The organism is Pseudomonas sp. 20-5 (genome assembly GCF_056782835.1).
Genome location: NZ_CM165584.1, coordinates 2,229,268 through 2,249,969, shown reverse-complemented (window position 1 = coordinate 2,249,969; position 20,702 = coordinate 2,229,268). Strand labels below are relative to the sequence as shown.

Genomic DNA, 20,702 nt, shown 5'->3' with positions numbered 1-20,702 from the left:
ACAAGCGCGAGAGCCATGACCCACGCCGACCTGATCACTTTCAACCGTTTCGTTGCCCGCCTGCCTGCCACCTTCGGCCGCGTGCCGCGCATGCTGCGCGGCCTGTACTACACCGCGATCCGTAACCGCGAGAAGAGCCTGTCCCTGGGCTGGGCGCTGGAGCGCGCGGCACGCCTGTACCCGGACAACCCGGCGGTGCTCGACGGCCAGCGGCGGATCAGCTACGCCCTGTTCAACGGCTGGGCCAATCGCCTGGCGCGCGCCTTCAAGGCCGAGGGCGTAGGCCACGGCAGCGTGGTCGCGGTGATGCTGGAAAACCGCGTCGAGCTGCTGGCGATCCTCGCCGCCCTGGCCAAGCTCGGCGCCATCGGCGCACTGGTCAACACCACCCAGCGCGGCAAGGTCCTGGTGCACAGCCTGAACCTGGTGAAGCCCGGCCACTTCGTGGTCGGCGAAGAGTTGCGCGAGGTGTTCGAGGAAGTCCGCCAGGAGGTGCTCGGCAACGCCGGCCATTGCTACTGGGTCGACGACGGCGACACCCTCGGCGATCCCGGCTCGCCGCCGATGGGCTGGCGCAACCTGATGCGCCTGGCCCAGGGACAGACCTCGGAGAACCTCGAGGACACCGGCAGGGTGCGGCTCAAGGACTCCTGCTTCTACATCTACACCTCCGGCACCACCGGCCTGCCGAAAGCCTCGATCATGAGCCACGGCAAGTGGATCAAGGCCTACGGCGGCTTCGGCCATTCCGGTCTGGGCCTGGGCCGCGACGACGTGCTCTACCTAACCCTGCCCTGCTACCACAACAACGCCGTGACCGTCTGCTGGAGCGCGGCGCTCGCCGGCGGCGCGGCCATGGCCCTGCGCCGCAAGTTCTCCGCCAGCGGTTTCTGGAAGGACGTGCAACACTACCGGGCGACCTGCTTCGGCTACATCGGCGAGCTCTGCCGCTACCTGCTGAACCAGCCACCGTGCGCCGAGGAACGCGGCAATAGCCTGACCTGCATGATCGGCAACGGCCTGCGCCCGTCGATCTGGGCCGAGTTCAAGCAACGCTTCGAGATCCAGCGGATCACCGAGTTCTACGCTTCCAGCGAAGGCAACATCGGCTTCACCAATGTATTCAATTTCGACAATACGGTGGGCTTCTCCCCAGCCACCTACGCCATCGTCCGCTACGACCTGGAGAACGACCATCCGGTGCGCGACGCCAAGGGCTTCATGGAGAAGGTCGGCAAGGGCGAGGTCGGCCTGCTGATCAGCGAGATCAGTGCGAAGTGGCCGTTCGACGGCTACACCGATCCGGCCAAGAGCGAAGCGGTGATCCTCCGCGACGTGTTCAAGAAGGGCGACGCCTGGTTCAACACCGGCGACCTGATGCGCGACATCGGTTTCAAGCACACCCAGTTCGTCGACCGTCTCGGCGACACCTTCCGCTGGAAGGGCGAGAACGTTTCCACCACCGAGGTGGAAAACGCCCTCGGCGCCTTCGACGGGGTCGAGGATGCGGTGGTCTACGGCGTGGAGATTCCCGGCACCAACGGCCGCTGCGGGATGGCCGCGCTGCGCCTGGCCGATGGCGTCGAACTGGACCGCGACGCTCTCGCCGCGCACCTCGACCGCGAGTTGCCGGCCTATGCCACACCGGTGTTCCTGCGCCTGCTGCGCGAAGTCGAGACCACCGGCACCTTCAAGTACAAGAAGACCGACCTCAAGCGCGACGCCTACGATCCCGCGCGGGTCAGCGACAAACTCTTCGTCAGGTTGCCCGGCAGCGCCGGCTACCAGCCGCTGGACGCGGAGCTGTACCAGGCGTTGCAGGAGCAGCGCTACCGCTTCTGAGCACCGTGGCGGCCTACTGGCGGAACTCGAACTGCAACTCGGCCCCTTCCAGGGGCCGCGACACGCCCAGTTCGCGGTCGCGATAGAGCAACTGGCCGTTGAGGCGGAAGTCGCTGTCGTCCTTTTCCTCGAACATCGGCGGCAACAGCGGCTTGGGCTTATGGGTCTCTTCCGTGCCGGGCGGCGCCATCTTCTGCACCAGTTCCTTCGGCAGGCGCAGGTCCAGCTTGGCGCTCGGCAGCGGCTTGCGTACCTCGGGGTCGAGACGAGCGGTGGAAGCGCGCTTCGCCGGCGCCGGCTTGTCCTTGGCGACCGGCCTGCTGGCCGGCTTCGGCGGCGCAGCCGCAGGCTTCGGCTTGGCCGGCGGCTTGGGTTCGGCAACCTGCTCCGCGGCTGGCGCGACCTTCTTCGAAGCTGTTTTCGGCGCGGCAGGCACGGCAGGCGCTGGCTCCGCTCGTGCAGGCTTCACTGGCTTGGCAGGGGCGCGCTGCTCCTGCGGCGGTGCTTCCGGGGCTTTCTTTTCCGGTGCCTTGGAGCCGTCATCGCAGGCCGCCAGGAAGCAACCGAAAAGAACAACGACGCAAATTCGGCAAAGACGTTTCATAGTCACGCAGGTATGGCCAATTGCGGCAATGCTGACGGCAGACTGCAACCAAGGCAAGGGGTCACTATCGTCATCCTGGCACTCTCTCTGTTGTTCGCCCCATGTCTAACCTGTCATGCGCGGGTAACCGCTTGATGTCAGCCCGCGACGCCGCCGCCGCGTCGCGGGCCATGGTCGTCACGGCCGTTTCCTGGCGCTCGCGGCTATCGTCGCGAGGCGTTCCAGTCGTTCCACCAGGTTCTCTCCGGGGAAACGTTTCTGCAGCTCGGCCAACTGGGTCGCGGCCTGCTCCGTCTTGCCCTGCTCACGCAGGGCAAGGACCGCCCCGAGCGCCTCGTCGAGCACCTCCGGCTTCACCGCAACCGCCTTGCCCCTGGCCTGGGCGACGAAGTCGCCGGCCAGCGCCGCCTGGACCTTCGCCTGCTGCGCGGCCTGGGCCGGCGGTCGGTCGGCCAGGGCAGCCGGAGCCGGCGGCGCGGCCTCGGCCATCAGTTGCGGCGCCTCCCCGGACGATGCGTAGCTGGCCAGCAAGGCCGGGGGCTCCGACATCTCGCCGGACAGCGGAGCCGGCGCCGCCGGCGCGCGCATGGCCCGCTTCGCCGCAGCGGCCCCGGCGACTCCGTCGCGCAGGGGCACATCGCTGAACGCCACTTCGGGGCGGGCCTGGCGCTCGGCGTCGTCCAGCACGTTGTGGCTGACCAGCCCCAGCACCAGCGCCACGCCCAGCAGGCTGGCGAAAGCCGCCTGCCAACGCGGCCTGCGGGAGGCTTCCAGCCAGCGCCGCCACCAGGACCGGGCGGGTTCGACATGCGCCGCCTGGCGTCGCGCGGCGGCGAGGATCGCCTGGTCCAGCGCCGGCGCCGGCTGCTGCGGCGCGTGGGCGCGGAAATGCGCCAGCATCTGCTCTTCGGCGACGCTCGCGGAATGCTTCTGTGGGTTCATACCGCCACCTCCTCGGCCAGCAGCCGGCGCAGCTTCTGCACCGCGTAGCGGAAACGGCTCTTCACCGTCTCCAGCGGCGACTGGGTGAGCGTGGCGATCTCGGCCAGTTCCAGTTCGCCGTGGGCGCGCATCAGGAATACCTCGCGCTGTTCCTCGGGCAGGGTCTCCAGCGCGCTCTGCAAGCGCTCGCCGTCGCGGCTCAGGCTGAGCTGCTGCTCGGGGCCGGCGCCCTGGTCGGGTTGCGCGTGCAACTGTTCGTCGTAGCTGTCCTGCAACGGCTGGCGCTGGCCATGCTTGCGCCAATGATCGATCAGGCGGTTGCGGGCGATCTGGTAGAGCCAGGTGCGGAAGCTCGCCCGGCCCTGCGGCTGGCTCTCGCTGCGGATCAGGCTGAGCCAGGTTTCCTGGTAGATCTCGTCGGCCAGTTCGGTCTGTCCGGCCAGGCCGCAGAGAAAACGGTAGAGACCTTGCCGATGGCGCTGGTAGAGCACCTCGAAGGCCGCGCTGTCGCCCTTGCGGTAACGCGCCAGCAGCGTTTCGTCGCTGCCGGCGGCCGTCGTGGCGCTGGTGGAGGCATGCATGCCGCTGGTCGACTCCTGTCCTGTGTCAAAGGCGACCGAGAGCAGGCTCATCGGCCACATCCTTCGCGGCACGCATCGGCGTCGCCACGAAACGCCCGGGCCGTCGCCAGAAGCGCGGCCGGAGCGGCTATCGGTAGACATTTTCCAGCGTCGGACAGTTCGGCGAAAGTGCCGGTCCGGATGGAAGCCGGGAAAAACATCGAGACGACCTCGTCGTGCAGCGGAGATACCCGCTGAGACGAAGCTGTCGGTGGATTCGGGTTAATCCCCGGGAAAATTCTTCGCGGACTGTCGCGGGGCGCCCCTCAGCCAGGGGAGCGCCTCGCGCTCAGGCGGCGATAAGGCCTTCCTGGCAAAGCTGCCCGGCAAGCATGCCGAGGGTCATGATCGCCCGCTCCGCCTCGCGGTTCCAGGGAATCCCGCAGGTCAGCCGCAGGCAGTTGTTGAACTGCTCGGTGTTGCTGAAGATCAGCCCCGGGGCGATGCTGATGCCCTGCTCCAGGGCCCGCACGTGGAGTTCCTTGGTGTTGACCTTGGCCGGCAGGCTGACCCAGAGGATGAAGCCGCCCTTGGGCCGGGTCATCTGCGTACCTTCCGGGAAGTACTGCTGCACCGCCAACTGGTAGGCGGTCATGTTCTTCCGGTACTCCTGGCGGATGTAGCGCAGGTGGCGGTCGTAGCCGCCGTTCTCCAGGTAGGCGGCGACGCCCATCTGGGTCACGGTGCAGGCCGAATGGGTGGTGAAGGTCTGCAAGCGACGGATCTCCTCCTGGTAGCGCTCGGCGATGATCCAGCCGATGCGTACGCCGGGCGAGATGGTCTTGGAGAAACTCGAGCAGTAGATCACCCGGCCGTCGCGGTCGTGGGACTTGAGCGAGCGCGCCTGGCCCTGGTCGAACATCAGTTCGCCGTAGATGTCGTCCTCGACCACCCCGATGTTGTGTTCGGCGGTCAGTTTCAGCAGTTGCTTCTGGCGATCCTCGGGAATCGTCCCGCCGAAGGGATTGCTCAGCCGCGCGGTCAGCACCAAGGCCTTGATCGACCACTGGTTGGCCGCCAGTTGCAGCGCTTCAAGGCTGATCCCGGTGCGCGGGTCGCTGGGGATCTCGATGACCTTCAGGCCCAGCACGTCGGCCAGTTGCAGCAGGCCGTAGTAGCTCGGCGACTCGGTGGCGATCAGGTCGCCGGGACGGGTCAGCACCCGCAGGGCCATGTGGATCGCATCCACGCAGCCGTGGGTGATGGTCACCTGCGACGGGTCGACCACCACGCCGGCGTCGCGCATGCGGATCGCCACCTGCCGCCGCAGCGGCTCGAAACCGGGGCTGAACATGTAGCTGAACGCCCGTGGGCTCTGGAAGCGGGTGACCTTGGCCAGTTGCTGGTGCAAGGCGCGCACCGGCAGGTAGTCCACGTGCGGCACCGCCGCGCCGAGCGGGAATACCCCTTCGCGGCGGGACTCGGCGAGCACCTGGTTGATGATGCTGCTGCGGGTGACCAGGCCGGGACGCTCGACCCGCGCGATATCCGGGGTCGGCGCGGTCAGCGCCGGGGTGCGGTGGACGTAGAAGCCGGATTGCGGACGGGCGCGGATCAGTCCCTGGTCCTCGAGGGTGGCGTAGGCCTGCAGCACGGTGGCGTGGCTGACGTTCAACTGGGTACTGAGCTTGCGCACCGACGGTACCCGCTCGCCCGGCTGGTAGACGCCACGGCGAATGTCCTCGGCCAACTGCTGGGCGATGCGTTGGTAAAGCAGCAGATTGGTCATGGCGGGTTTTCCTCGGCGATTGAACCGAAACAGTAGCTCAATTCGTGAAACTGCTCCAGAACAGTTCGGCCGACAACCAGGCATACAGTCGCAAAACTGTACGGGTCGGTCGCAGAGACGGCGCGTTCGCGAGGAAAAGAAAACCCGGTCGGTCGCCACCGGCCGGGTGCGGGCGGGAAACAGTCCGCCAAGAGCCGCCTGGGGAGCGGCCATAGGGAAAGTCAGAAACGCAACGCGTCCGCCGCCGCGCTCTCGCCGGTCAACGCTTGCCAGGCGAAGGGGCTTGGCGCCAGGCCGAGATCGCCGAACAGGCGGTAGTCCGGGACGGCGGCGGGCTGGCGGGCGGCCGGGGAAAAATCATCGCGGCCGAGGCGGGTGACCAGAACCCGGGCCTGCACCTGCAACGCCACCAGGCTGAGGCTTTCCCGCGCCGTGCAGCCCGCCTCGCCGCACGCCACCGGCGAGTCCTCCAGCAGGAGTTCCTGGCGGCGTGCTTCGGCAACCGCGCGGAGTTCGGCGGCGAAGGACGGCTGGCACAGGCTCAGCAACAACGGCAGGACGAAACGGGCAAAGCGGGGCTGGCGGATCATGCGGATTCCTCGGCTGCGGCGGGATGGCTCCCGGGGGCTGGCGAGGATTGTTCCGCAACTGGCGGTCGAGATGTTTCGAACCCGGTCAGGCGAGTTCGTGGAGCCAGTTCATCACGCCCAGGGCGATCAGTTCGGCGTCACTGTTGAGGCCTATCTTGACCATCGCGTTCTTCTTGTGGGTGCTGATGGTCGACACGCTGCGCATGGTCCGCTGGGCGATCTCGCTGACCGTGTCGCCACGCGCCAGGCGCCGGAGGATGTCCACCTCGGTGGGGCTCAGCGGCTTGCCGGTATGCCGCTGCGGGTGCAGGCCGGGGTCGAGGAAGGTCTGTCCGAGCGCCATGCACTCCAGCGCCGCCTTCAGCGTCTCCAGCGGGCTGCGCTTGCTGATGTAGGCCGAGGCGCCGCTGCGCAGGACCGCCTTGGCCAGCAACGGCGCGCTGAACACCGAGTAGACCATCACCTTCATTTGCGGGCAGTGCCGAGTCAGCCATTCCACCAGGTGGATACCGTCGCGGCTGCGCTGGCCAGGCAAGCCCAGCTCGGTGATCAGGATGCTTTCCGGCGGCAGGTCGGCCAGGCGCTCCACCAGGCTGTCGCTATCGCCGACCACCGCCAGCACCTGGCGTCCGCACTCCTCGCTGAGGTAGCGCTGCAGCGCCCACTGCATGACCGGGAAGGAATCGGCGATCACCAACCCCGGCAGGGTTTCGTTCGAACTCATGGCGCCTCTCTACTCGTTATAACGAAATACAAGGTGCTTATGCTGCACGGATTGCCGCTCGAACTAGTTCGATCCCGATGATAGCCCGCTCTTGCGCAAGTTCTGACAGAGAAATCCAGCGCCACCCGGTTCGCCAGACGAAAAAAGCCCCGGACCCTTTGGGGTACCGGGGCTTCCTGCGGCGGCGCGGTTCTCAGCGCGGCGCGCTGAGCTGGCCCTTGTCGTTGGAGAAGACGATCTCCACCCGGCGGTTCTGCGCCCGTCCCCGGTTGGAGGCGTTGTCGGTGACCGGGAAGGCTTCGCCGTAGCCGACCACCTGCATGCGCGCGGGATCCACGCCGAGATCGGCGAGCACGTCGGCCACCGCCTGGGCGCGCTCGCGCGACAGGTCGAGGTTGGCCTGCCTGTCGCCGACGCTGTCGGTATAGCCTTCGATGCGGATCACCCGCCGCGGATTGAGCTGGAGGAACTGCACCAGCTTCAGCGCAGTGCGGTTGGCCGCCGGCTTGAGTTCGGCGCGGTTGAAGTCGAACAGCACGTCGCCAAGGGTGAGCACCAGGCCACGCTCGGTTTCCTCGGTGCTGAGACTGGCGATCTCCTCGCTCAGGCGCTGGCCCTGCTCCTGCACGCTGAGCAGCTTGGCTTCGCGCAGGGCCAGTTGCAGGCGCTCGCGCTCCAGTTGCAGGCGGGTCAGGCGCTCCTGGTTGAGGTTGAGCAAGGCGTGCTGGCGAGCGATCTCGCTGTAGCGCTGGCTCAGGTAGGCATACTGGATCACGTCGCTGCTGCTGCCCCAGTAGCTGGACAGGCGTTCGGCGCGGGCCAGCGATTCGCCGGCGCGGATCACATCCTTGGGCGCCGCGCGGAGCACGTCGGAATCTTCCTTGACCTGATCGAACTCGCTCTGCGCCTTGGCCAGCGACTGTTCGCTGAGCTTGTGGTCGGCGCAGCCAGCCAGCGCGGCGCAGGCCAGCAGGGTGGCGAAGAGAGTCGCTTTGCCCGGCATCAGTCGGTCTCCCCCAGTTGCTTGCGCAGACGTTTCAGGCTCTTGTCCAGCTCGCCGAGCTGGTCCTTGCTCTTCTGCGTCAGCACCTTGGACTCGGCGAGGCGTGCGTCCAGCTCGGCCTGCTCGGCCAACAGGCGCGCCTTCTTGTAGGACTCCGCGGTCATCGCGATCTGCGCCGCGGCGTACTTGTCCTGGGCCAGTTTCAGCTCGGCCACGTCGTCGGTGGCACCCACCGCCTTGGCCTGCTCCAGCGCCTGTTCGGTCAGGCGCATCTGCTCCAGCGGAGCCGGGTCGTTGCTCGCACAACCGCTCAGGGTCAGCGCGGCGAGGCCTGCGGCCATCATCCATCGAATGCTCACAAGTCACTTTCCTGCGTAGTCGAACTGGCGCCGGAAGCCGGCAATTGCTGGGCTTTCCAGCGTTCGAGATTGTCCTGCAAGAGCGTTACGGGAACGCCGGCAGCCGACAATTCTGTCATCTTTTTCGCCAGTTGTCCGCGCAGCCACGGATCGTTGCAGGCGGAGTTGTGCGACAGCGTCAGGTACAGCCCCTCGCTGCTCAGCACCGGTTCCAGCGCCTCCAGGTCGTCGGCCATGCCCAGCGCCTCGACCTGGGCCTGCCCGGGCAGCGCCTGGTAGAGGAGGAACTCGCTGCGCTTGAGCATCAGGTCCTGCAAGCCCTGGGTCAGGCTCGGCACCGGCTTCAGGTCGAGACTGGCCTTGGCGAAGCGGTCGAACTCCTCGCCCAGGCTGCTGCCGGCCAGCACGCTGCCCTTGTGCCCGATCAGGTCGTCGCGGCCGATGAACGGGAACGCGGCGTCCTTGTTCACCCAGACCACCCCGCTGGTCATCAGGAACGGCGGATGTACATAGTCCATGCTGCCGAGCCGTGCCAGGGTCAGGTAGGCCCCGGCGAGCAGGTCGGCGCGACCGCTGGTCACCTCTTCCTGGGCCTCCTCCCAGGAGCCGCTGTAGAGCACGTCGATGCGCACGCCGAGCTCCTTGCCCAGGCGCTGCAACAGGTCGGCATTGGCTCCGATCAGGCGCTTCGGATCCTGCGGGTCGCGCCACAGGTAGGGTGGGTACTCCGGGTTGCCGGTGGCCACCAGGCGCTCGCAGGAGCCGGCCGCCGCGGCCAGCCCCGGAACGAACAGCGCCGCCAGCAGGATGCCGGCCAGGCGGCACGGGGAACAGCGAAAGGACATGGATTCAGGCTCCGCGGTACAGGGATGCGCGCAGCAGTCTGCCACATTTCCGCGCGCGCTCCCGCCCCGCTATTCCGATGGGTACCAGCGCGGCGTGTAGACCCAGGCTTCGCCGTCGGCGCGCGGGAAGCTGCGGGTAGTGGACGAGCCGATGATCACCAGGGTGCGCATGTCCACCTGCTCCGCACGCAGCTCGCCCAGGGTGGTGCGCAGCAGGCGCTCACCGGGCCGCCCGATGTCGCGACCGAGCACCACCAGGGTCTGCGGCGAACGATGGCGGGCGACGATCTCCAGCGCCCGTCCCAGTTGCCAGGGCCGCGCCCGCGAGATCGGATTGTAGAAAGCCATCGCCAGGTCGGCGGCGCCGGCCAGGTCCAGGCGCCGCTCGATCACCTCCCAGGGCTTGAGGTTGTCGGACAGCGACAGCAGGCAGAAATCGTGGCCCAGAGGCGCCCCCGCCCTGGCCGCGGTGGCCAGGGCCGCCGAGACGCCAGGGAAGATCCGCAGCTCGACCGCGTCCCAGGCCGGCTCGCCAGCGCCATGCAGGGCTTCCAGCACCGCGGCGGCCATGGCGAACACGCCGGGGTCGCCGGACGATACCAGCACCACCGCCCTGCCCGTCGCCGCCAGTTCGAAGGCATGCCGGGCGCGCTGCAATTCCTCGCGGTTGTCGCTGCCATGCAGCACCTGTCCGGCGCGGAAGGGTCCGGCCATGTCGACGTAGGTCTGGTAGCCGAGGATGTCCTCGGCCTCGTCCAGTGCCCGCCGCGCCGCAGGCACCATCAGCTCGGCGCAGCCGGGCCCCAGGCCGATCACTGTGAGTCGGCCGCGACGCTGGCCGATGCGGTCCATCGCCAAGGGCGCGGCGGCCACCGCCAGCCGGTCGCCGACCTGCTCGGCGGCGGGCAAGGCCTGGCGCAGGCGCGCAGCGGGATCGGCCTGCGGCAGGAAGCGCAGCGGTACGCCGAGCGCATCGGCGGCGGCCTGCAGGCGCGGATCGGCCATCCGCGCGCTGTCGGCCAGCAAGCCGCCGAGCGCCGCCGCGGCCAGGCCGGCATCGACCAGCGCCTGGCGCACCGCGTCCGCCGCCGCGTCGGCAGGTTCGAGCGCCGCCAGCACGCAGCGCGGATGGATCAGCAGTTCCTCGGCCCGCGGCGCACGCGCCGAGGGCGTCACGTGAATCGCCAGCGCTGCCTCCGGGTCGCGCGGCAAACGGGCCGCGTCGAGCCAGTCGGCGGCACCCTCGACGCGCACCGGCTGGCCACCGAGCAAATCGGCAACGAAGCGCTTGCCCTGCTCCAGGTCGGCCAGGACATAACCGGCGGGCGGGTTGAGCACGCAGGTGCCGAAGCGCAGCTCGCCGCTGGTGGTGATCGCCGGCGCCACGGCCAGCACCTCGCCGATTTCCCGCGCCAGCCGGTTGACCCCGGCCAGCCCGCCGAGCAGCGGCACCACCGCGCTGCCGTCCTCGGCCAGGGCCAGCACCGGCGGCTCCGCTCCCTTGCGTTGCAACAACGGCGCCAGGCTGCGAATGACGATGCCGGCGGCGCACAGGGCGACGATCGGGCGGTCGGCGCAATACAGTTCGCGCAGGGTGTCGCCGAAGTCCGTATAGGAACGGTCGGCCTCGACCCGCCCGGCGAGCCCGTGGACCAGCGCCCCGGGATAGAGCGCCTGGACCCGCCGCGCGGTATCCAGCGCGCCCTGGCCGAGGATGACGATGGCCGGAACCTGCTGGGCGTCACTCACCGCCGGCCCCTCCCTGCCACTTGTCGCCGGGAACGACGATCAGCGAGAAGTACGGCGAGGCCATCGGCTCCACCCGTTCCAACGGCACGATCCGCTGGTTGGCCATGGTCGCCCGCTCGACGTACAGCGCGCGGCGCTCGAGGCCAAGCTCGACCAGCACGCGGCGGACCTTGTCGAAATTGCGGCCGAGCTTCATCACCACCGCCGCGTCGGCATCCGCCAGGCGCCGGCGCAACTCCTCCTCGGGCAGCACTCCGGAGAGCACCGAGAGGCTCTGGTTGCGGTACACCAGCGGCGCACCGAGCACCGCCGCGCCGCCGAGCATCGAGCAGACGCCAGGCACCACTTCGCTTTCGTAGCGCGTCGCCAGGCGGTCGTGCAGGTACATGTAGGAACCGTAGAAGAACGGGTCGCCCTCGCAGATCACCGCCACGTCGCGGCCGGCGTCCAGGTGCGCGGCCAGCTGTTCGGCGGCGGTGTCGTAGAAATCGCTGATGATGGTCTCGTAGCACAGCGGCGGTTCCAGCTTCTCGGTGGTCACCGGGTAGACCAGCGGCAGGCGCACCTGGGCCTGGTCCAGGTGCGCCTCGATGATGCCGAAGGCGTTGCCCTTCTTGCCCTTGGCCACGAAATAGCCGACCACCGGCGCCGCGCGCAGCAGACGCAGGGCCTTGAGGGTGATCAGTTCGGGATCGCCGGGCCCGACGCCCAGGCCCAGCAGGCGGCCCTTCACGACACTCATCATTCGCGCTCCGTGGCCAGGGCGTTCACCGCCGCGGCGGCCATGGCGCTGCCGCCACGGCGACCGCGGACGATCACGTAGGGCACCCCGCGGCTATCGGCGGCGAGCATCTCCTTGGATTCCGCGGCGCCGACGAAGCCGACCGGGAAGCCCAGGATCAGCGCCGGTTTCGGCGCGCCGGCGTCGAGCATTTCCAGCAGGTAGAACAGCGCGGTCGGCGCGTTGCCGATCACCACCACGCTGCCCTCCAGGTGCTCGCGCCAGTGCTCCAGGGCCACCGCCGAGCGGGTATTGCCGAGTTCCGTGGCGAGCGCCGGCACGTCCGCTTCGTTGAGGGTGCAGATCACCCGGTTGGCGGCGGGCAGCCGCGAGCGGGTCACGCCTTCGGCGACCATCCGCGCGTCGCAGAGGATCGCCGCGCCGGCGGCCAGCGCGGCGCGGCCGGCGGCGCCGGCGCCGGGCGAGAAGCGCAGGTCGTCGACCACGTCGACCATGCCGCAGGCGTGGATCACCCTGACCGCGAGCTTTTCAAGGTCGGCCGGGATGCCGGCGAGGTTCGCTTCGGCGCGGATGGTAGCGAACGACTGGCGATAGATCGCCTGGCCATCGCGGATGTAGTCAATCATGCGGGTTTTCCGGAAGTGGGCTGGGAAGGCAGGGCCGCCAGGTAGTCGGCGGCCGTGGCGAAAGTCAGGCGGCTGGCCAGCAACTGGCCGAATCCGGGGTGACATGGGTCGTGCCGGTACAGGTCGTAGAACCCGCCGCTGCGCGCCAGCAGGGTGAGCGGCGCGCGGTGGGCGGCGGCGCAGGACCGTTCGCAGCCGCACAGGTGCAGTTGCGGCAGGTCGCTGCGCGGGCCGAGGCGTTCGGCCAGGCGCAAGGCGTCGCCCTTGGTGTCGGCCAGGCCTCTGGCGCAGGCGCTGGAACCGCTGCAGGCGATCAGCCGCGCCAACGGCGCATCGGGCTCGGTCAGCAGGCCGAGTCCGCGCAGGCCGAGCAGCGCCTGGTCGGCCTCGGCATGCGCCAGGTTCGGCAGGAGCACGCCTTGCCAGGGGGTCAGGCGCAGGCTGCCGTCGCCATGGCGTTCGACCAGCTCGGCCAGGCCTTCCAGGCAAGCGCTGTCGAGCCGGCCGAGCGGCGCCGCCGCGCCGACCATCACCAGGCCCGGCTGGCGTTGCGGCTGGACGCCGAGATGACTCCACGGACGCCCCGGCGAACGCCGCCAGGCCGCCACCCGCTCGTCACGCCGCAGAGGGAAATCCAGGCGCGCCTGCAAGGCCTCCAGCAAGGGTTCTCCGTCCAGCTCCTGCAACAGGTGGCGCATCCGCGTCTGTTGCGGCTGGGCGCGCTCGAGGAACAGGTCGAGCAACGCCAGCACCAGGGACTCGCCCCGCTCCGCCGGCAACGCCGCCAGGGGGCGGTCGCGGGCCGGGCAGCCGGCGAGTCCGAAGACCAGCGTCGCGGTCGGCGCCGCGGGCATCGGCGAGAGCCAGATGTCATGGGGATGTTCGAGCATCGCCAGGTCTTCGCCGCCGTCCAGCTGGATGGCGAACTTGGCCGACAGCGCGTGGTAGCGGCTGCCCGCCTGGAGCCGCAGCAACAGCCGAGCGGCCAGCGGGCGCACGTCCAGCGACAGGTGCGGATCGAGCCCGGCGGCCGGGCTGAGCATCAGGTTGCGCACGTCGTCGGCGCCGGCCAGGGACCCATGCCGGGGACCGAGGCCGGCGTCCAGCAGGCGGCGGACAAGCCGCTCTTCCTCGCCGCGACGGACGCCGCGCAATTGCAGGTTGGAACGGTTGGTCGCCTCGATCACGCCGCTGGCGCAATCCCGCGCCGCGGCCGCCACGGCGCGTGCCTGGGCGGCGTCCAGGCGGCCGGCGTCGAGCTTGATGCGGCAGATGCCGCCGTCCAGCGCCTGGACGATACGCAGCAGGCCGGGACAGGGCGACGGACGTGGTACGGGCAGGGGCGCCGGGGTCTGGTCGTCGTTCAAAAACGCTACTCGAATCGGCGTCGCGGCGACCGCACCGCTGTCCCCCAGGGACAGACCACGGCATCGGTACACCCCGCCCGATGTTGGCACTCGCGACTGGTTTCGGCGGCAGGTCTCCTGGCTCGCAGCCCGGCGTTCCACCCGGGGGAGGAACCTCCGCTTCGCGCCGCCTTCCCGGTAATCCAGTGGCGAATGGCGCGAATACAGGCTGCATACAGTTGCGGGGGCAGCCACGGCTAGGCCCGGGCTTCGAAAAGACCGTGGCTCCGTGTTCCCTCTTCGGCCCTCGTTGGCCCCGCGCTAACGCGAAAGGGCCGGGCACCGACGAACGCGCTATTATGCCGCCCAGCCCGGGGCCGGGAAAACCCATTCCGTCCGGAAGCCGTCGCGGGCCCTTCACAGACGCATTTCAGGAGTATCGGAACCGTGTCATCGGCAGACTCGACGCCGCCCTGGCTGACCCTGGTGGGCATCGGCGAGGACGGTTATCCCGGCCTCGGCAAGCAGGCCCGGCGTGCCCTGCTACAAGCCAGCCGGATCGTCGGCGCGGCGCGCCAGCTGGAACTGCTGCCGCCGTGCATCGGCGCCGCCCGCGAAACCTGGCCGACGCCGTTCTCCCTGGAACCATTGCTGGCCCGGCGCGGCCAGCCGACCTGCGTGCTGGCCAGCGGCGACCCGATGCTGTTCGGCGTCGGCGCCAGTCTCGCCCGGCAACTGCCGGCGACCGAACTGCGGGTCCTGCCGGCGCCCTCCTCCCTCTCGCTGGCCGCCGCCCGCCTCGGCTGGGCCCTGCAGGAGGTCGCCTGCCTGTCGCTGGTGGCGCGCCCGCTGGCGGCGCTGCAGGCACAGGTCCACGACGGCCGGCGCCTGCTGGTCCTGAGCAACGACGGCGACAGCCCGGCCGCCATCGCCCGCCTGTTGAACGCCCGTGGCTTCGGCGCCAGTCGCCTGAGCGTGCTGGAACACCTCGGCGGGCCGCTCGAGCGCCGTCTCGACGGCCTCGCCGGCGACTGGTCGCTGCCGCGCGCCGCCGATCTCAACCTGGTGGCGGTGGAATGCCGCGCCGGCGCCGGCGCCGTGCGCCTGCCGCTGACCCCGGGCCTGGCCGACGAAGCCTATCGTCACGACGGCCAGTTGACCAAGCGCGACGTCCGCGCCGTGACCCTGGCGCGCCTGGCGCCCTGCCCCGGCGAGCTGCTCTGGGACGTCGGTGCCGGTTGCGGCTCCATCGGCATCGAATGGATGCGCGCGCACCCCAGTTGCCGGGCGATCGCCATCGAAGCCAACGACGAGCGCCAGGAACATATCCGCCACAACCGCGACGCCCTCGGCGTACCGACCCTGCACCTGGTCGCCGGCAGCGCCCCGGAGGCGCTGCTGGAACTGCCCGAGCCGGACGCCATCTTCATCGGCGGCGGAGTCACCGCCGAGGGCGTGCTGGAAACCTGCTGGGAGCGCCTGCGGCCCGGCGGCCGCCTGCTCGCCAACGCGGTCACCCTGCAGAGCGAACGGGTGCTGCTCGACTGGCAGCAACGCCTGGGTGGCGACCTCACCCGCCTCGGCGTCGCCCACGCGCGACCGCTGGGCGGTTTCGACACCTGGAGCCAGGCCTTGCCGATCACCCTGCTGGAATTGCGCAAGCCCGCCGCCAGGAAGCCTCCCCGCGATGCGTGAGGAAACCCCCGAGCAGCCCGCGCCGTTGCGCAGCGGCTACACCACCGGCAGTTGCGCCACCGCCACCAGCCTGGCGGCGGCGCGCCTGCTGCTGGGCGGCACGATCAGCGACGCGGTGCAGATCGTCCTGCCCAAGGGCCAGCAGGTGCTGATGCGCCTGGAATTCTGCCGCGCCTGGGAAAACGGCGCGGAAGCCGGCACCCTCAAGGATGCCGGCGACGATCCCGACGTCACCCATGGCGCCCTGGTGTTCGCCCGGGTGCGCCTGAGCGCCGAGCCTGGCGTGCGCTTCCATGCCGGCCCCGGGGTCGGTACGGTGACCCGCCCGGGGCTGACCCTGGCGGTCGGCGAGCCGGCGATCAATCCGGTGCCGCGACAGATGATCGAACGCCACCTCGCCCAGCTCGCCGCCGAACGGGGCTACGCCGGCGGCTTCGAGGTCGCCATCGGCGTGGAGGGCGGCGCCGAGCTGGCGCTGAAGACCATGAACCCGCGCCTGGGCATCCTCGGCGGGCTGTCGATCCTCGGCACCAGCGGCATCGTCCGGCCGTTCTCCTGCTCGGCCTATATCGCCTCGATCCATCAGGGCATCGATGTCGCTCGCGCCAACGGCGTCCGTCACATCGCCGCCTGTACCGGCAACGCCAGCGAGGACGCCATGCGCCGGCGCTATGCACTGCCGGAGATCGCCCTGATCGAGATGGGCGACTTCGCCGGCGCGGTGCTCAAGCACCTGCGCAAGGCACCGGTGGAAAAACTCAGCCTGTGCGGCGGCTTCGGCAAGATCAGCAAGCTCGCCGGCGGCCACCTCGACCTGCACAGCCGCCACTCCAGTATCGACCTGCCGCAATTGGCCGGCTGGGCCGCCGCGCTCGGTGCCAGCACCGCGCTACAGGACAGCATGCGCGCCGCCAACACCAGCCAGCAGGCGCTGGCCCAGGCACACGCCGAAGGCGTGGCCCTGGGCGATGCGGTCTGCGCCCACGCCCTGCGCTTCGCCCGCGGCATCGTGCCCACCGAGGTGGCGCTGGAAGTCTTCGCCATCGACCGCCAGGGCAACCTGGTCGGCCAGGCCTGCGAGGAGCGCCGATGAAGCGCCTGTTGCTGCTCGGCGGGATCGGTGAGGCCCTGGCCCTCGCCCGCCGGCTCGGTCCGGCGCATCTCTACAGCCTCGCCGGGCTGGGCAAGGTGCCCGGCGACCTGGCCTGCCGGGTCCGGGTCGGCGGCTACGGCGGCGCCGAAGGGCTGGCGGCGTTCATCGACGAGCAGGGCTTCGACCTGCTGGTGGACGCCACCCACCCCTACGCCGCACGGATCAGCCAGAACGCCGTGCGCGCCGCGCGACTGGCCGGAGTGCCCTGCTGGGCGCTGCGCCGGCCCGGCTGGCAGGCCGGGCCCGGCGACGACTGGCGCGAGGTAGCCGACTGGCGCGAGCTGATCGCCGCCCTCGCACCCTTCCGCCGTCCGCTGTTCACCCTCGGCCGCGAACCGCTGGAGCATCTCGGCCAGGTCCCGCCGCACCAGCACTGGACCGTGCGCTGCCTGCAAGGCCAGCCGGCCGCGCCGCGCGCCGAGGTGATCGGCGCGCGCGGGCCGTTCAGCCTGGATGGCGAACGGGCGTTGTTCGAGCGCCTCGCCTGCGACGTGCTGGTGAGCAAGAACAGCGGTAGCCAGGCCACCGAGCCGAAGCTCCAGGTGGCGCGGGAAATGGGCCTGCCGGTGCTGGTCCTGGCACGTCCGGCGCTGCCGCCGGCGGACCGCGAGTTCGCCGACGGCGAGGCGCTGCTGGCGGCAATCCGCGATTGGGAAAGCGCCTGAAGCGAACGCCCACCCACTCGCCGCGACCTGTCCCGCCCCGTCTCCGGCGCCGCTCACGCCGCGCAGAGATGCTCGTAGAGAATGGTCGCACCGACCAGGATCAGCACCACCCCGCCGACCATCTCCGCGCGCTTGCCGGTCACTGCGCCGAGCGCCCGGCCGAGCATGGTGCCGAGGGTGACCATGGTCATGGTGGCCAGGCCGATGGCGCCAGCGGCGAGGAAGATGTTGACGTCGACGAAGGCCAGGCCGACGCCCACCGCCAGCGCGTCGATGCTGGTGGCCAGCGCCGTCACCGCGAGAATCCAGAACGAATGCTGGCCGGGCTTTTCCTGTTCCGTCGCATGATCCGCGCGCAGGCCGTTGTGGATCATGTGCAGGCCGAGCAGCACCAGCAGGACGAAGGCGATCCAGTGGTCCCAGTCGGCGACGAACTGGCTGGCGGCCTGGCCAAGCAGCCAGCCGACCAGAGGGGTGATGGCCTCGATCACGCCGAAGATTATCCCGGTGCGCAGCGCCTCCGACAGGCGCGGCCGATCCAGGCTGGAGCCCTTGCCGATGGCCGCGGCGAAGGCATCGGTGGACATGGCGAAGGCGAGGAAGATCAGGGAAACGGGATTCACGCGGATACTCCAGCCGGGCATGAGTCAACGACATGACCCCGCGGCCCGGCTTTGGCGCAGGAATGTCGTTGGTCTCACCAATCCGGTTGGATGCGCTGGCCATGGCGGGTTGCCAAGAATGTTGACCAGCGCGCCGTCAACGGGTGACGGCAGGCTACTCCCCAAGGAAGGCCGGCAGCATAGCAGGCCGGCGTGAAGAAAATGTGATGACCCGGGAAGCTGCGCCAGGGCGTGGGGTCCGGCGAAGAAAGACTGCACAAGCGAATTGTTATAGTATAACATTTTATTCAATCCAGATCGTTCAAGGCTTGACTGGAAACGGTGCGGATGTTCCCATCCGGCCCGTTCCAGGTGCCTCCTGCCGCCGCGCAGGAGGTGAAACGGGAAGCCGGTGCGTCACTTCAGTGATCAGTCCGGCGCTGCCCCCGCAACGGTAAGCGAGCGAAATCCTCTTCAGGCCACTGTGCTCCAGCATGGGAAGGCGAGGATTTCACGACCCTCGCAAGCCCGGAGACCGGCCTGCAACGCCCTGTTGGCACACCCGCGGTGGGCGGGAGCGAGCCGGTTGTTCGAGGCGCTGTCGCGCCTGCGATTTCCTGCGCGTTCCGTCCTGCCCGGTCATGAGATGGAACGCCCATGCCCCGCTTCAGCCGTTTGCGCACCGAGCCTTTCGCCCTCGGCCTATCCACCAGCCTGCTGCTGGTACCGCCCGCCCTCGCCGAAACCGAGGAAGCCGCCCTCGCCCTGCCCAGCCAGTTGGTCAGCGTTCGCCAGGACCCCGCCGAACTCGACCACATCGATCTCGCCACGCCGGTCAGTGCCGGTTCGCGCCTGGGCCTCAGCGCCCTGGACACCCCGGCGAGCACCAGCAGCATCAGCGGCGAGGAAGTTCGCCGGCGCAACAACCCCAGCGTCCAGGCCGCCGTCACCCGCAGCCCCGGCATCAGCTTCATCGGCACCCCAGGAGATGGCGGTACCGGCCTCTCGGCGCGCGGCTTCAGCGGCCACGCATCGGTGATGCAACTGTTCGACGGCACGCGCCTGTACACCGGCATGGGCACGGTGAACTTCCCCAGCGATCCGTGGATGGTCGAGCGCATCGACGTGATCCGCGGCCCGGCCTCGGTGCTGTACGGCGAAGGCGCCACCGGCGCGGTGATCAACGTGGTGCCGAAGAAGCCTTTCGCCGGCGAGATCCGCAACCACCTGCGCCTCGGCTACGGCTCCTACGACAACCGCCAGTTGGCCCTGGACAGCGGCGGCTCGCTGACCGACAGCCTCAGCTACCGGCTCAACCTGAACCAGCAGCAGAGCCACGGCTGGATCGACCGTGGCGACTCGCGCAACCTGGGCATCAGCGCGGCGCTGCGCTGGCAGGCCAGCGACGATCTGGCCTTCACCCTCGCCCACGACTATGGCGACCAGGAGCCGATGAACGACTTCGGCACCCCGCTGGTCGGCGGCAAGTACCACAAGCGCCTGCGCGAGAAGAACTACAACGTGCGCAACGACGTGCAGCGCTACAACGACCAGTGGACCCGCCTGACCAGCGACTGGAGCCTTTCCGACAGCGTCACCGCGAGCAACCAGTTGTACTACATCAAGGCCCGCCGCCACTGGCGCAACGCCGAAACCTACGAATGGGACGTCCCGCGCGAAGAGCTGTTGCGCAGGGACTACCTGCGCATCAGCCACGAGCAGGAGCAGATCGGCGACCGCCAGACCTTCGCCTTCCAGCACGCCCTGTTCGGCCTCGACAGCCGCACCCTGGTCGGCGCCGAGTACAACCGCATCCGCTTCCGCCTGAGCAACAACTCGCCCTATACCGATGTCGGCGGCGACTACATCGACCCCTGGCATCCCGCGCCCGGCTACTTCGAAAGCCGCTCGCCCTACCGGCCGCACTCGCGCAGCCAGACCCGCACCTTCGCCCTGTTCGCCGAGAACCGCCTGCAGCTCAACGAGCGCCTGTCGCTGGTGACCGGGGTGCGCCGCGACCAGAACCATATCGACCGCGACGACCTGCGCGCCGGCACCCGCAGCGACCGCAGCCTGCAGGGCGGCAACTGGCGCGCCGGGATGGTCTTCGCGCTGACCCCGGAACTGTCGCTGTACGGCCAGTACTCCACCAGCGAGGACGGTGTGAGCAACCTGATCACCCTCAACGCGGCCCAGCAGCAGATGGACCTGACCCACTCGAAGCAGACCGAGGTCGGCCTCAAGCAGCTGTTCCCGGACGGTCGCGGCGAATGGACCCTGGCCGCCTACCATATCGTCAAGAAGAAGCTGCTCAGCGCCAACCCGCTGCCGCCGCACGACGCGCAGCAGGTCGGCCAGCAGAGTTCGGACGGCCTGGAGGCCAGCCTGGAACTGAACCTGGCCCAGGACTGGCGGCTGTCGGCGAACGCCGCGCTGGTGCGTGCCGAATACGACGACTTCGACGAAACGATCGACGGGCAGACCTACTCGCGCAACGGCAACCGCCCCAGGAACGTGCCACGGCGCACCGCCAACCTCTGGCTGGACAAGTCCTTCGCCGAGACCCTGCGCGTCGGCGCCGGGCTGCGCTACGTCGACCGGCGCTACGCCGACGCCGCCAACCAGGCCAGCCTGCCCGGCTACACGGTGGTCGACGCCAACCTGGGCTGGCGGGTACGGCCGGACCTGACCCTCGGCCTTGAGCTGTACAACCTGTTCGACCGCCAGTACGCCCTGGCTGACAACAACAACGGCCAGCAATGGATCATGGGCCAGCCACGCTCGTTCAACGTCACCGCCGACTTCAGTTTCTGAAGCCGGCGCCGCGGCAATCGTCTCTGCTGAACCACCGGACCTGCGAGTAGCC

At 69.3% G+C, this 20,702-nt stretch carries 19 protein-coding genes and 3 riboswitches; of the genes, 5 read left to right on the top strand and 14 right to left on the bottom strand.

Annotated elements, in window-relative coordinates:
- Window positions 1-15 precede the first annotated feature (15 nt).
- A complete protein-coding gene (locus AC1RB9_RS10550; RefSeq protein WP_003117644.1) occupies window positions 16-1,842 on the top strand; it encodes a long-chain-acyl-CoA synthetase in 1,827 nt (608 codons plus the stop codon).
- A 13-nt stretch (window positions 1,843-1,855) separates the two neighbouring features.
- On the opposite strand, the gene AC1RB9_RS10545 is transcribed toward AC1RB9_RS10550, so the two are convergent.
- The 13 genes from AC1RB9_RS10545 to cobG form a co-directional block, all read right to left on the bottom strand.
- On the bottom strand, window positions 1,856-2,278 hold the full coding sequence (locus tag AC1RB9_RS10545; RefSeq protein WP_003091000.1) for a hypothetical protein: 423 nt from the start codon (window positions 2,276-2,278) through the stop codon (window positions 1,856-1,858).
- Between the two features lie 345 nt (window positions 2,279-2,623).
- On the bottom strand, window positions 2,624-3,388 hold the full coding sequence (gene sbrR / locus AC1RB9_RS10540) for an anti-sigma factor SbrR (protein ID WP_003114735.1): 765 nt from the start codon (window positions 3,386-3,388) through the stop codon (window positions 2,624-2,626).
- Window positions 3,385-3,969: an ECF family RNA polymerase sigma factor SbrI gene (gene sbrI, locus AC1RB9_RS10535; RefSeq protein WP_003119848.1), complete on the bottom strand. Its 585-nt coding sequence runs from the start codon at window positions 3,967-3,969 to the stop codon at window positions 3,385-3,387. Before sbrI ends, sbrR begins: the two co-directional genes overlap by 4 nt.
- A 328-nt stretch (window positions 3,970-4,297) precedes the next feature.
- Window positions 4,298-5,737, bottom strand: coding sequence for an aminotransferase-like domain-containing protein (locus AC1RB9_RS10530; protein ID WP_003091003.1), 1,440 nt, complete (start codon window positions 5,735-5,737; stop codon window positions 4,298-4,300).
- A 221-nt stretch (window positions 5,738-5,958) separates the two neighbouring features.
- A complete protein-coding gene (locus tag AC1RB9_RS10525) occupies window positions 5,959-6,327 on the bottom strand; it encodes a hypothetical protein (protein ID WP_003107036.1) in 369 nt (122 codons plus the stop codon).
- An 85-nt stretch (window positions 6,328-6,412) separates the two neighbouring features.
- Window positions 6,413-7,051 carry a LuxR C-terminal-related transcriptional regulator gene (locus AC1RB9_RS10520; RefSeq protein WP_003091005.1) on the bottom strand — a complete coding sequence of 213 codons (639 nt, stop codon included), beginning with the start codon at window positions 7,049-7,051 and terminating at the stop codon, window positions 6,413-6,415.
- A 193-nt stretch (window positions 7,052-7,244) separates the two neighbouring features.
- Complete coding sequence (locus AC1RB9_RS10515; protein ID WP_003091007.1) at window positions 7,245-8,054, bottom strand: OmpA family protein; 810 nt, start codon at window positions 8,052-8,054, stop codon at window positions 7,245-7,247.
- Complete coding sequence (locus tag AC1RB9_RS10510; RefSeq protein ID WP_003091008.1) at window positions 8,054-8,413, bottom strand: DUF4398 domain-containing protein; 360 nt, start codon at window positions 8,411-8,413, stop codon at window positions 8,054-8,056. Before AC1RB9_RS10510 ends, AC1RB9_RS10515 begins: the two co-directional genes overlap by 1 nt.
- Window positions 8,410-9,258 (bottom strand): substrate-binding periplasmic protein, encoded by an 849-nt coding sequence (locus AC1RB9_RS10505; protein ID WP_003117645.1) that lies wholly within the window; start codon window positions 9,256-9,258, stop codon window positions 8,410-8,412. The genes AC1RB9_RS10510 and AC1RB9_RS10505 overlap by 4 nt, the downstream gene beginning before the upstream one ends.
- 69 nt (window positions 9,259-9,327) lie before the next feature.
- Complete coding sequence (gene cobJ / locus AC1RB9_RS10500) at window positions 9,328-11,007, bottom strand: precorrin-3B C(17)-methyltransferase (protein ID WP_003452407.1); 1,680 nt, start codon at window positions 11,005-11,007, stop codon at window positions 9,328-9,330.
- Entirely contained in the window at window positions 11,000-11,752 is a 753-nt protein-coding gene (locus AC1RB9_RS10495) for a precorrin-2 C(20)-methyltransferase (protein WP_003091011.1), read from the bottom strand. The genes cobJ and AC1RB9_RS10495 overlap by 8 nt, the downstream gene beginning before the upstream one ends.
- Window positions 11,749-12,375 (bottom strand): precorrin-8X methylmutase, encoded by a 627-nt coding sequence (locus AC1RB9_RS10490; RefSeq protein WP_003107929.1) that lies wholly within the window; start codon window positions 12,373-12,375, stop codon window positions 11,749-11,751. The genes AC1RB9_RS10495 and AC1RB9_RS10490 overlap by 4 nt, the downstream gene beginning before the upstream one ends.
- Complete coding sequence (cobG, locus tag AC1RB9_RS10485; RefSeq protein WP_003452412.1) at window positions 12,372-13,742, bottom strand: precorrin-3B synthase; 1,371 nt, start codon at window positions 13,740-13,742, stop codon at window positions 12,372-12,374. Before cobG ends, AC1RB9_RS10490 begins: the two co-directional genes overlap by 4 nt.
- Window positions 13,743-13,832: 90 nt before the next feature.
- Window positions 13,833-14,083, bottom strand: a riboswitch (cobalamin riboswitch).
- A gap of 85 nt (window positions 14,084-14,168) precedes the next feature.
- On the opposite strand from cobG, the gene cbiE reads away from it, so the two are divergent.
- The 3 genes from cbiE to AC1RB9_RS10470 are packed head-to-tail and all read left to right on the top strand — an operon-like array spanning window position 14,169 to window position 17,234.
- Window positions 14,169-15,416, top strand: coding sequence for a precorrin-6y C5,15-methyltransferase (decarboxylating) subunit CbiE (gene cbiE / locus AC1RB9_RS10480; RefSeq protein ID WP_481864886.1), 1,248 nt, complete (start codon window positions 14,169-14,171; stop codon window positions 15,414-15,416).
- Window positions 15,409-16,509, top strand: coding sequence for a cobalt-precorrin-5B (C(1))-methyltransferase (locus AC1RB9_RS10475; RefSeq protein ID WP_003452415.1), 1,101 nt, complete (start codon window positions 15,409-15,411; stop codon window positions 16,507-16,509). Before cbiE ends, AC1RB9_RS10475 begins: the two co-directional genes overlap by 8 nt.
- A complete protein-coding gene (locus AC1RB9_RS10470; RefSeq protein ID WP_003158668.1) occupies window positions 16,506-17,234 on the top strand; it encodes a cobalt-precorrin-6A reductase in 729 nt (242 codons plus the stop codon). Before AC1RB9_RS10475 ends, AC1RB9_RS10470 begins: the two co-directional genes overlap by 4 nt.
- A 53-nt stretch (window positions 17,235-17,287) precedes the next feature.
- On the opposite strand, the gene mntP is transcribed toward AC1RB9_RS10470, so the two are convergent.
- Window positions 17,288-17,857, bottom strand: coding sequence for a manganese efflux pump MntP (gene mntP, locus AC1RB9_RS10465; RefSeq protein ID WP_003452419.1), 570 nt, complete (start codon window positions 17,855-17,857; stop codon window positions 17,288-17,290).
- A 6-nt stretch (window positions 17,858-17,863) separates the two neighbouring features.
- A riboswitch (yybP-ykoY riboswitch) is annotated at window positions 17,864-18,032 on the bottom strand.
- A 157-nt stretch (window positions 18,033-18,189) separates the two neighbouring features.
- Window positions 18,190-18,394: riboswitch (cobalamin riboswitch) on the top strand.
- Between the two features lie 99 nt (window positions 18,395-18,493).
- On the opposite strand from mntP, the gene AC1RB9_RS10460 reads away from it, so the two are divergent.
- Window positions 18,494-20,650 carry a TonB-dependent receptor gene (locus AC1RB9_RS10460; RefSeq protein WP_003452422.1) on the top strand — a complete coding sequence of 719 codons (2,157 nt, stop codon included), beginning with the start codon at window positions 18,494-18,496 and terminating at the stop codon, window positions 20,648-20,650.
- Window positions 20,651-20,702 lie beyond the last annotated feature (52 nt).

Bases quoted from the DNA above. Each gene is read 5' to 3' on its own strand.
- AC1RB9_RS10550 (WP_003117644.1), top strand. From the start codon at position 16: ATGACCCACGCCGACCTGATCACTTTCAACCGTTTCGTTGCCCGCCTG.
- sbrR (WP_003114735.1), bottom strand. From the start codon at position 3,388: ATGAACCCACAGAAGCATTCCGCGAGCGTCGCCGAAGAGCAGATGCTG.
- sbrI (WP_003119848.1), bottom strand. From the start codon at position 3,969: ATGCATGCCTCCACCAGCGCCACGACGGCCGCCGGCAGCGACGAAACG.
- AC1RB9_RS10530 (WP_003091003.1), bottom strand. From the start codon at position 5,737: ATGACCAATCTGCTGCTTTACCAACGCATCGCCCAGCAGTTGGCCGAG.
- AC1RB9_RS10525 (WP_003107036.1), bottom strand. From the start codon at position 6,327: ATGATCCGCCAGCCCCGCTTTGCCCGTTTCGTCCTGCCGTTGTTGCTG.
- AC1RB9_RS10520 (WP_003091005.1), bottom strand. From the start codon at position 7,051: ATGAGTTCGAACGAAACCCTGCCGGGGTTGGTGATCGCCGATTCCTTC.
- AC1RB9_RS10515 (WP_003091007.1), bottom strand. From the start codon at position 8,054: ATGCCGGGCAAAGCGACTCTCTTCGCCACCCTGCTGGCCTGCGCCGCG.
- AC1RB9_RS10505 (WP_003117645.1), bottom strand. From the start codon at position 9,258: ATGTCCTTTCGCTGTTCCCCGTGCCGCCTGGCCGGCATCCTGCTGGCG.
- AC1RB9_RS10495 (WP_003091011.1), bottom strand. From the start codon at position 11,752: ATGATGAGTGTCGTGAAGGGCCGCCTGCTGGGCCTGGGCGTCGGGCCC.
- AC1RB9_RS10490 (WP_003107929.1), bottom strand. From the start codon at position 12,375: ATGATTGACTACATCCGCGATGGCCAGGCGATCTATCGCCAGTCGTTC.
- AC1RB9_RS10475 (WP_003452415.1), top strand. From the start codon at position 15,409: ATGCGTGAGGAAACCCCCGAGCAGCCCGCGCCGTTGCGCAGCGGCTAC.
- AC1RB9_RS10470 (WP_003158668.1), top strand. From the start codon at position 16,506: ATGAAGCGCCTGTTGCTGCTCGGCGGGATCGGTGAGGCCCTGGCCCTC.
- AC1RB9_RS10460 (WP_003452422.1), top strand. From the start codon at position 18,494: ATGCCCCGCTTCAGCCGTTTGCGCACCGAGCCTTTCGCCCTCGGCCTA.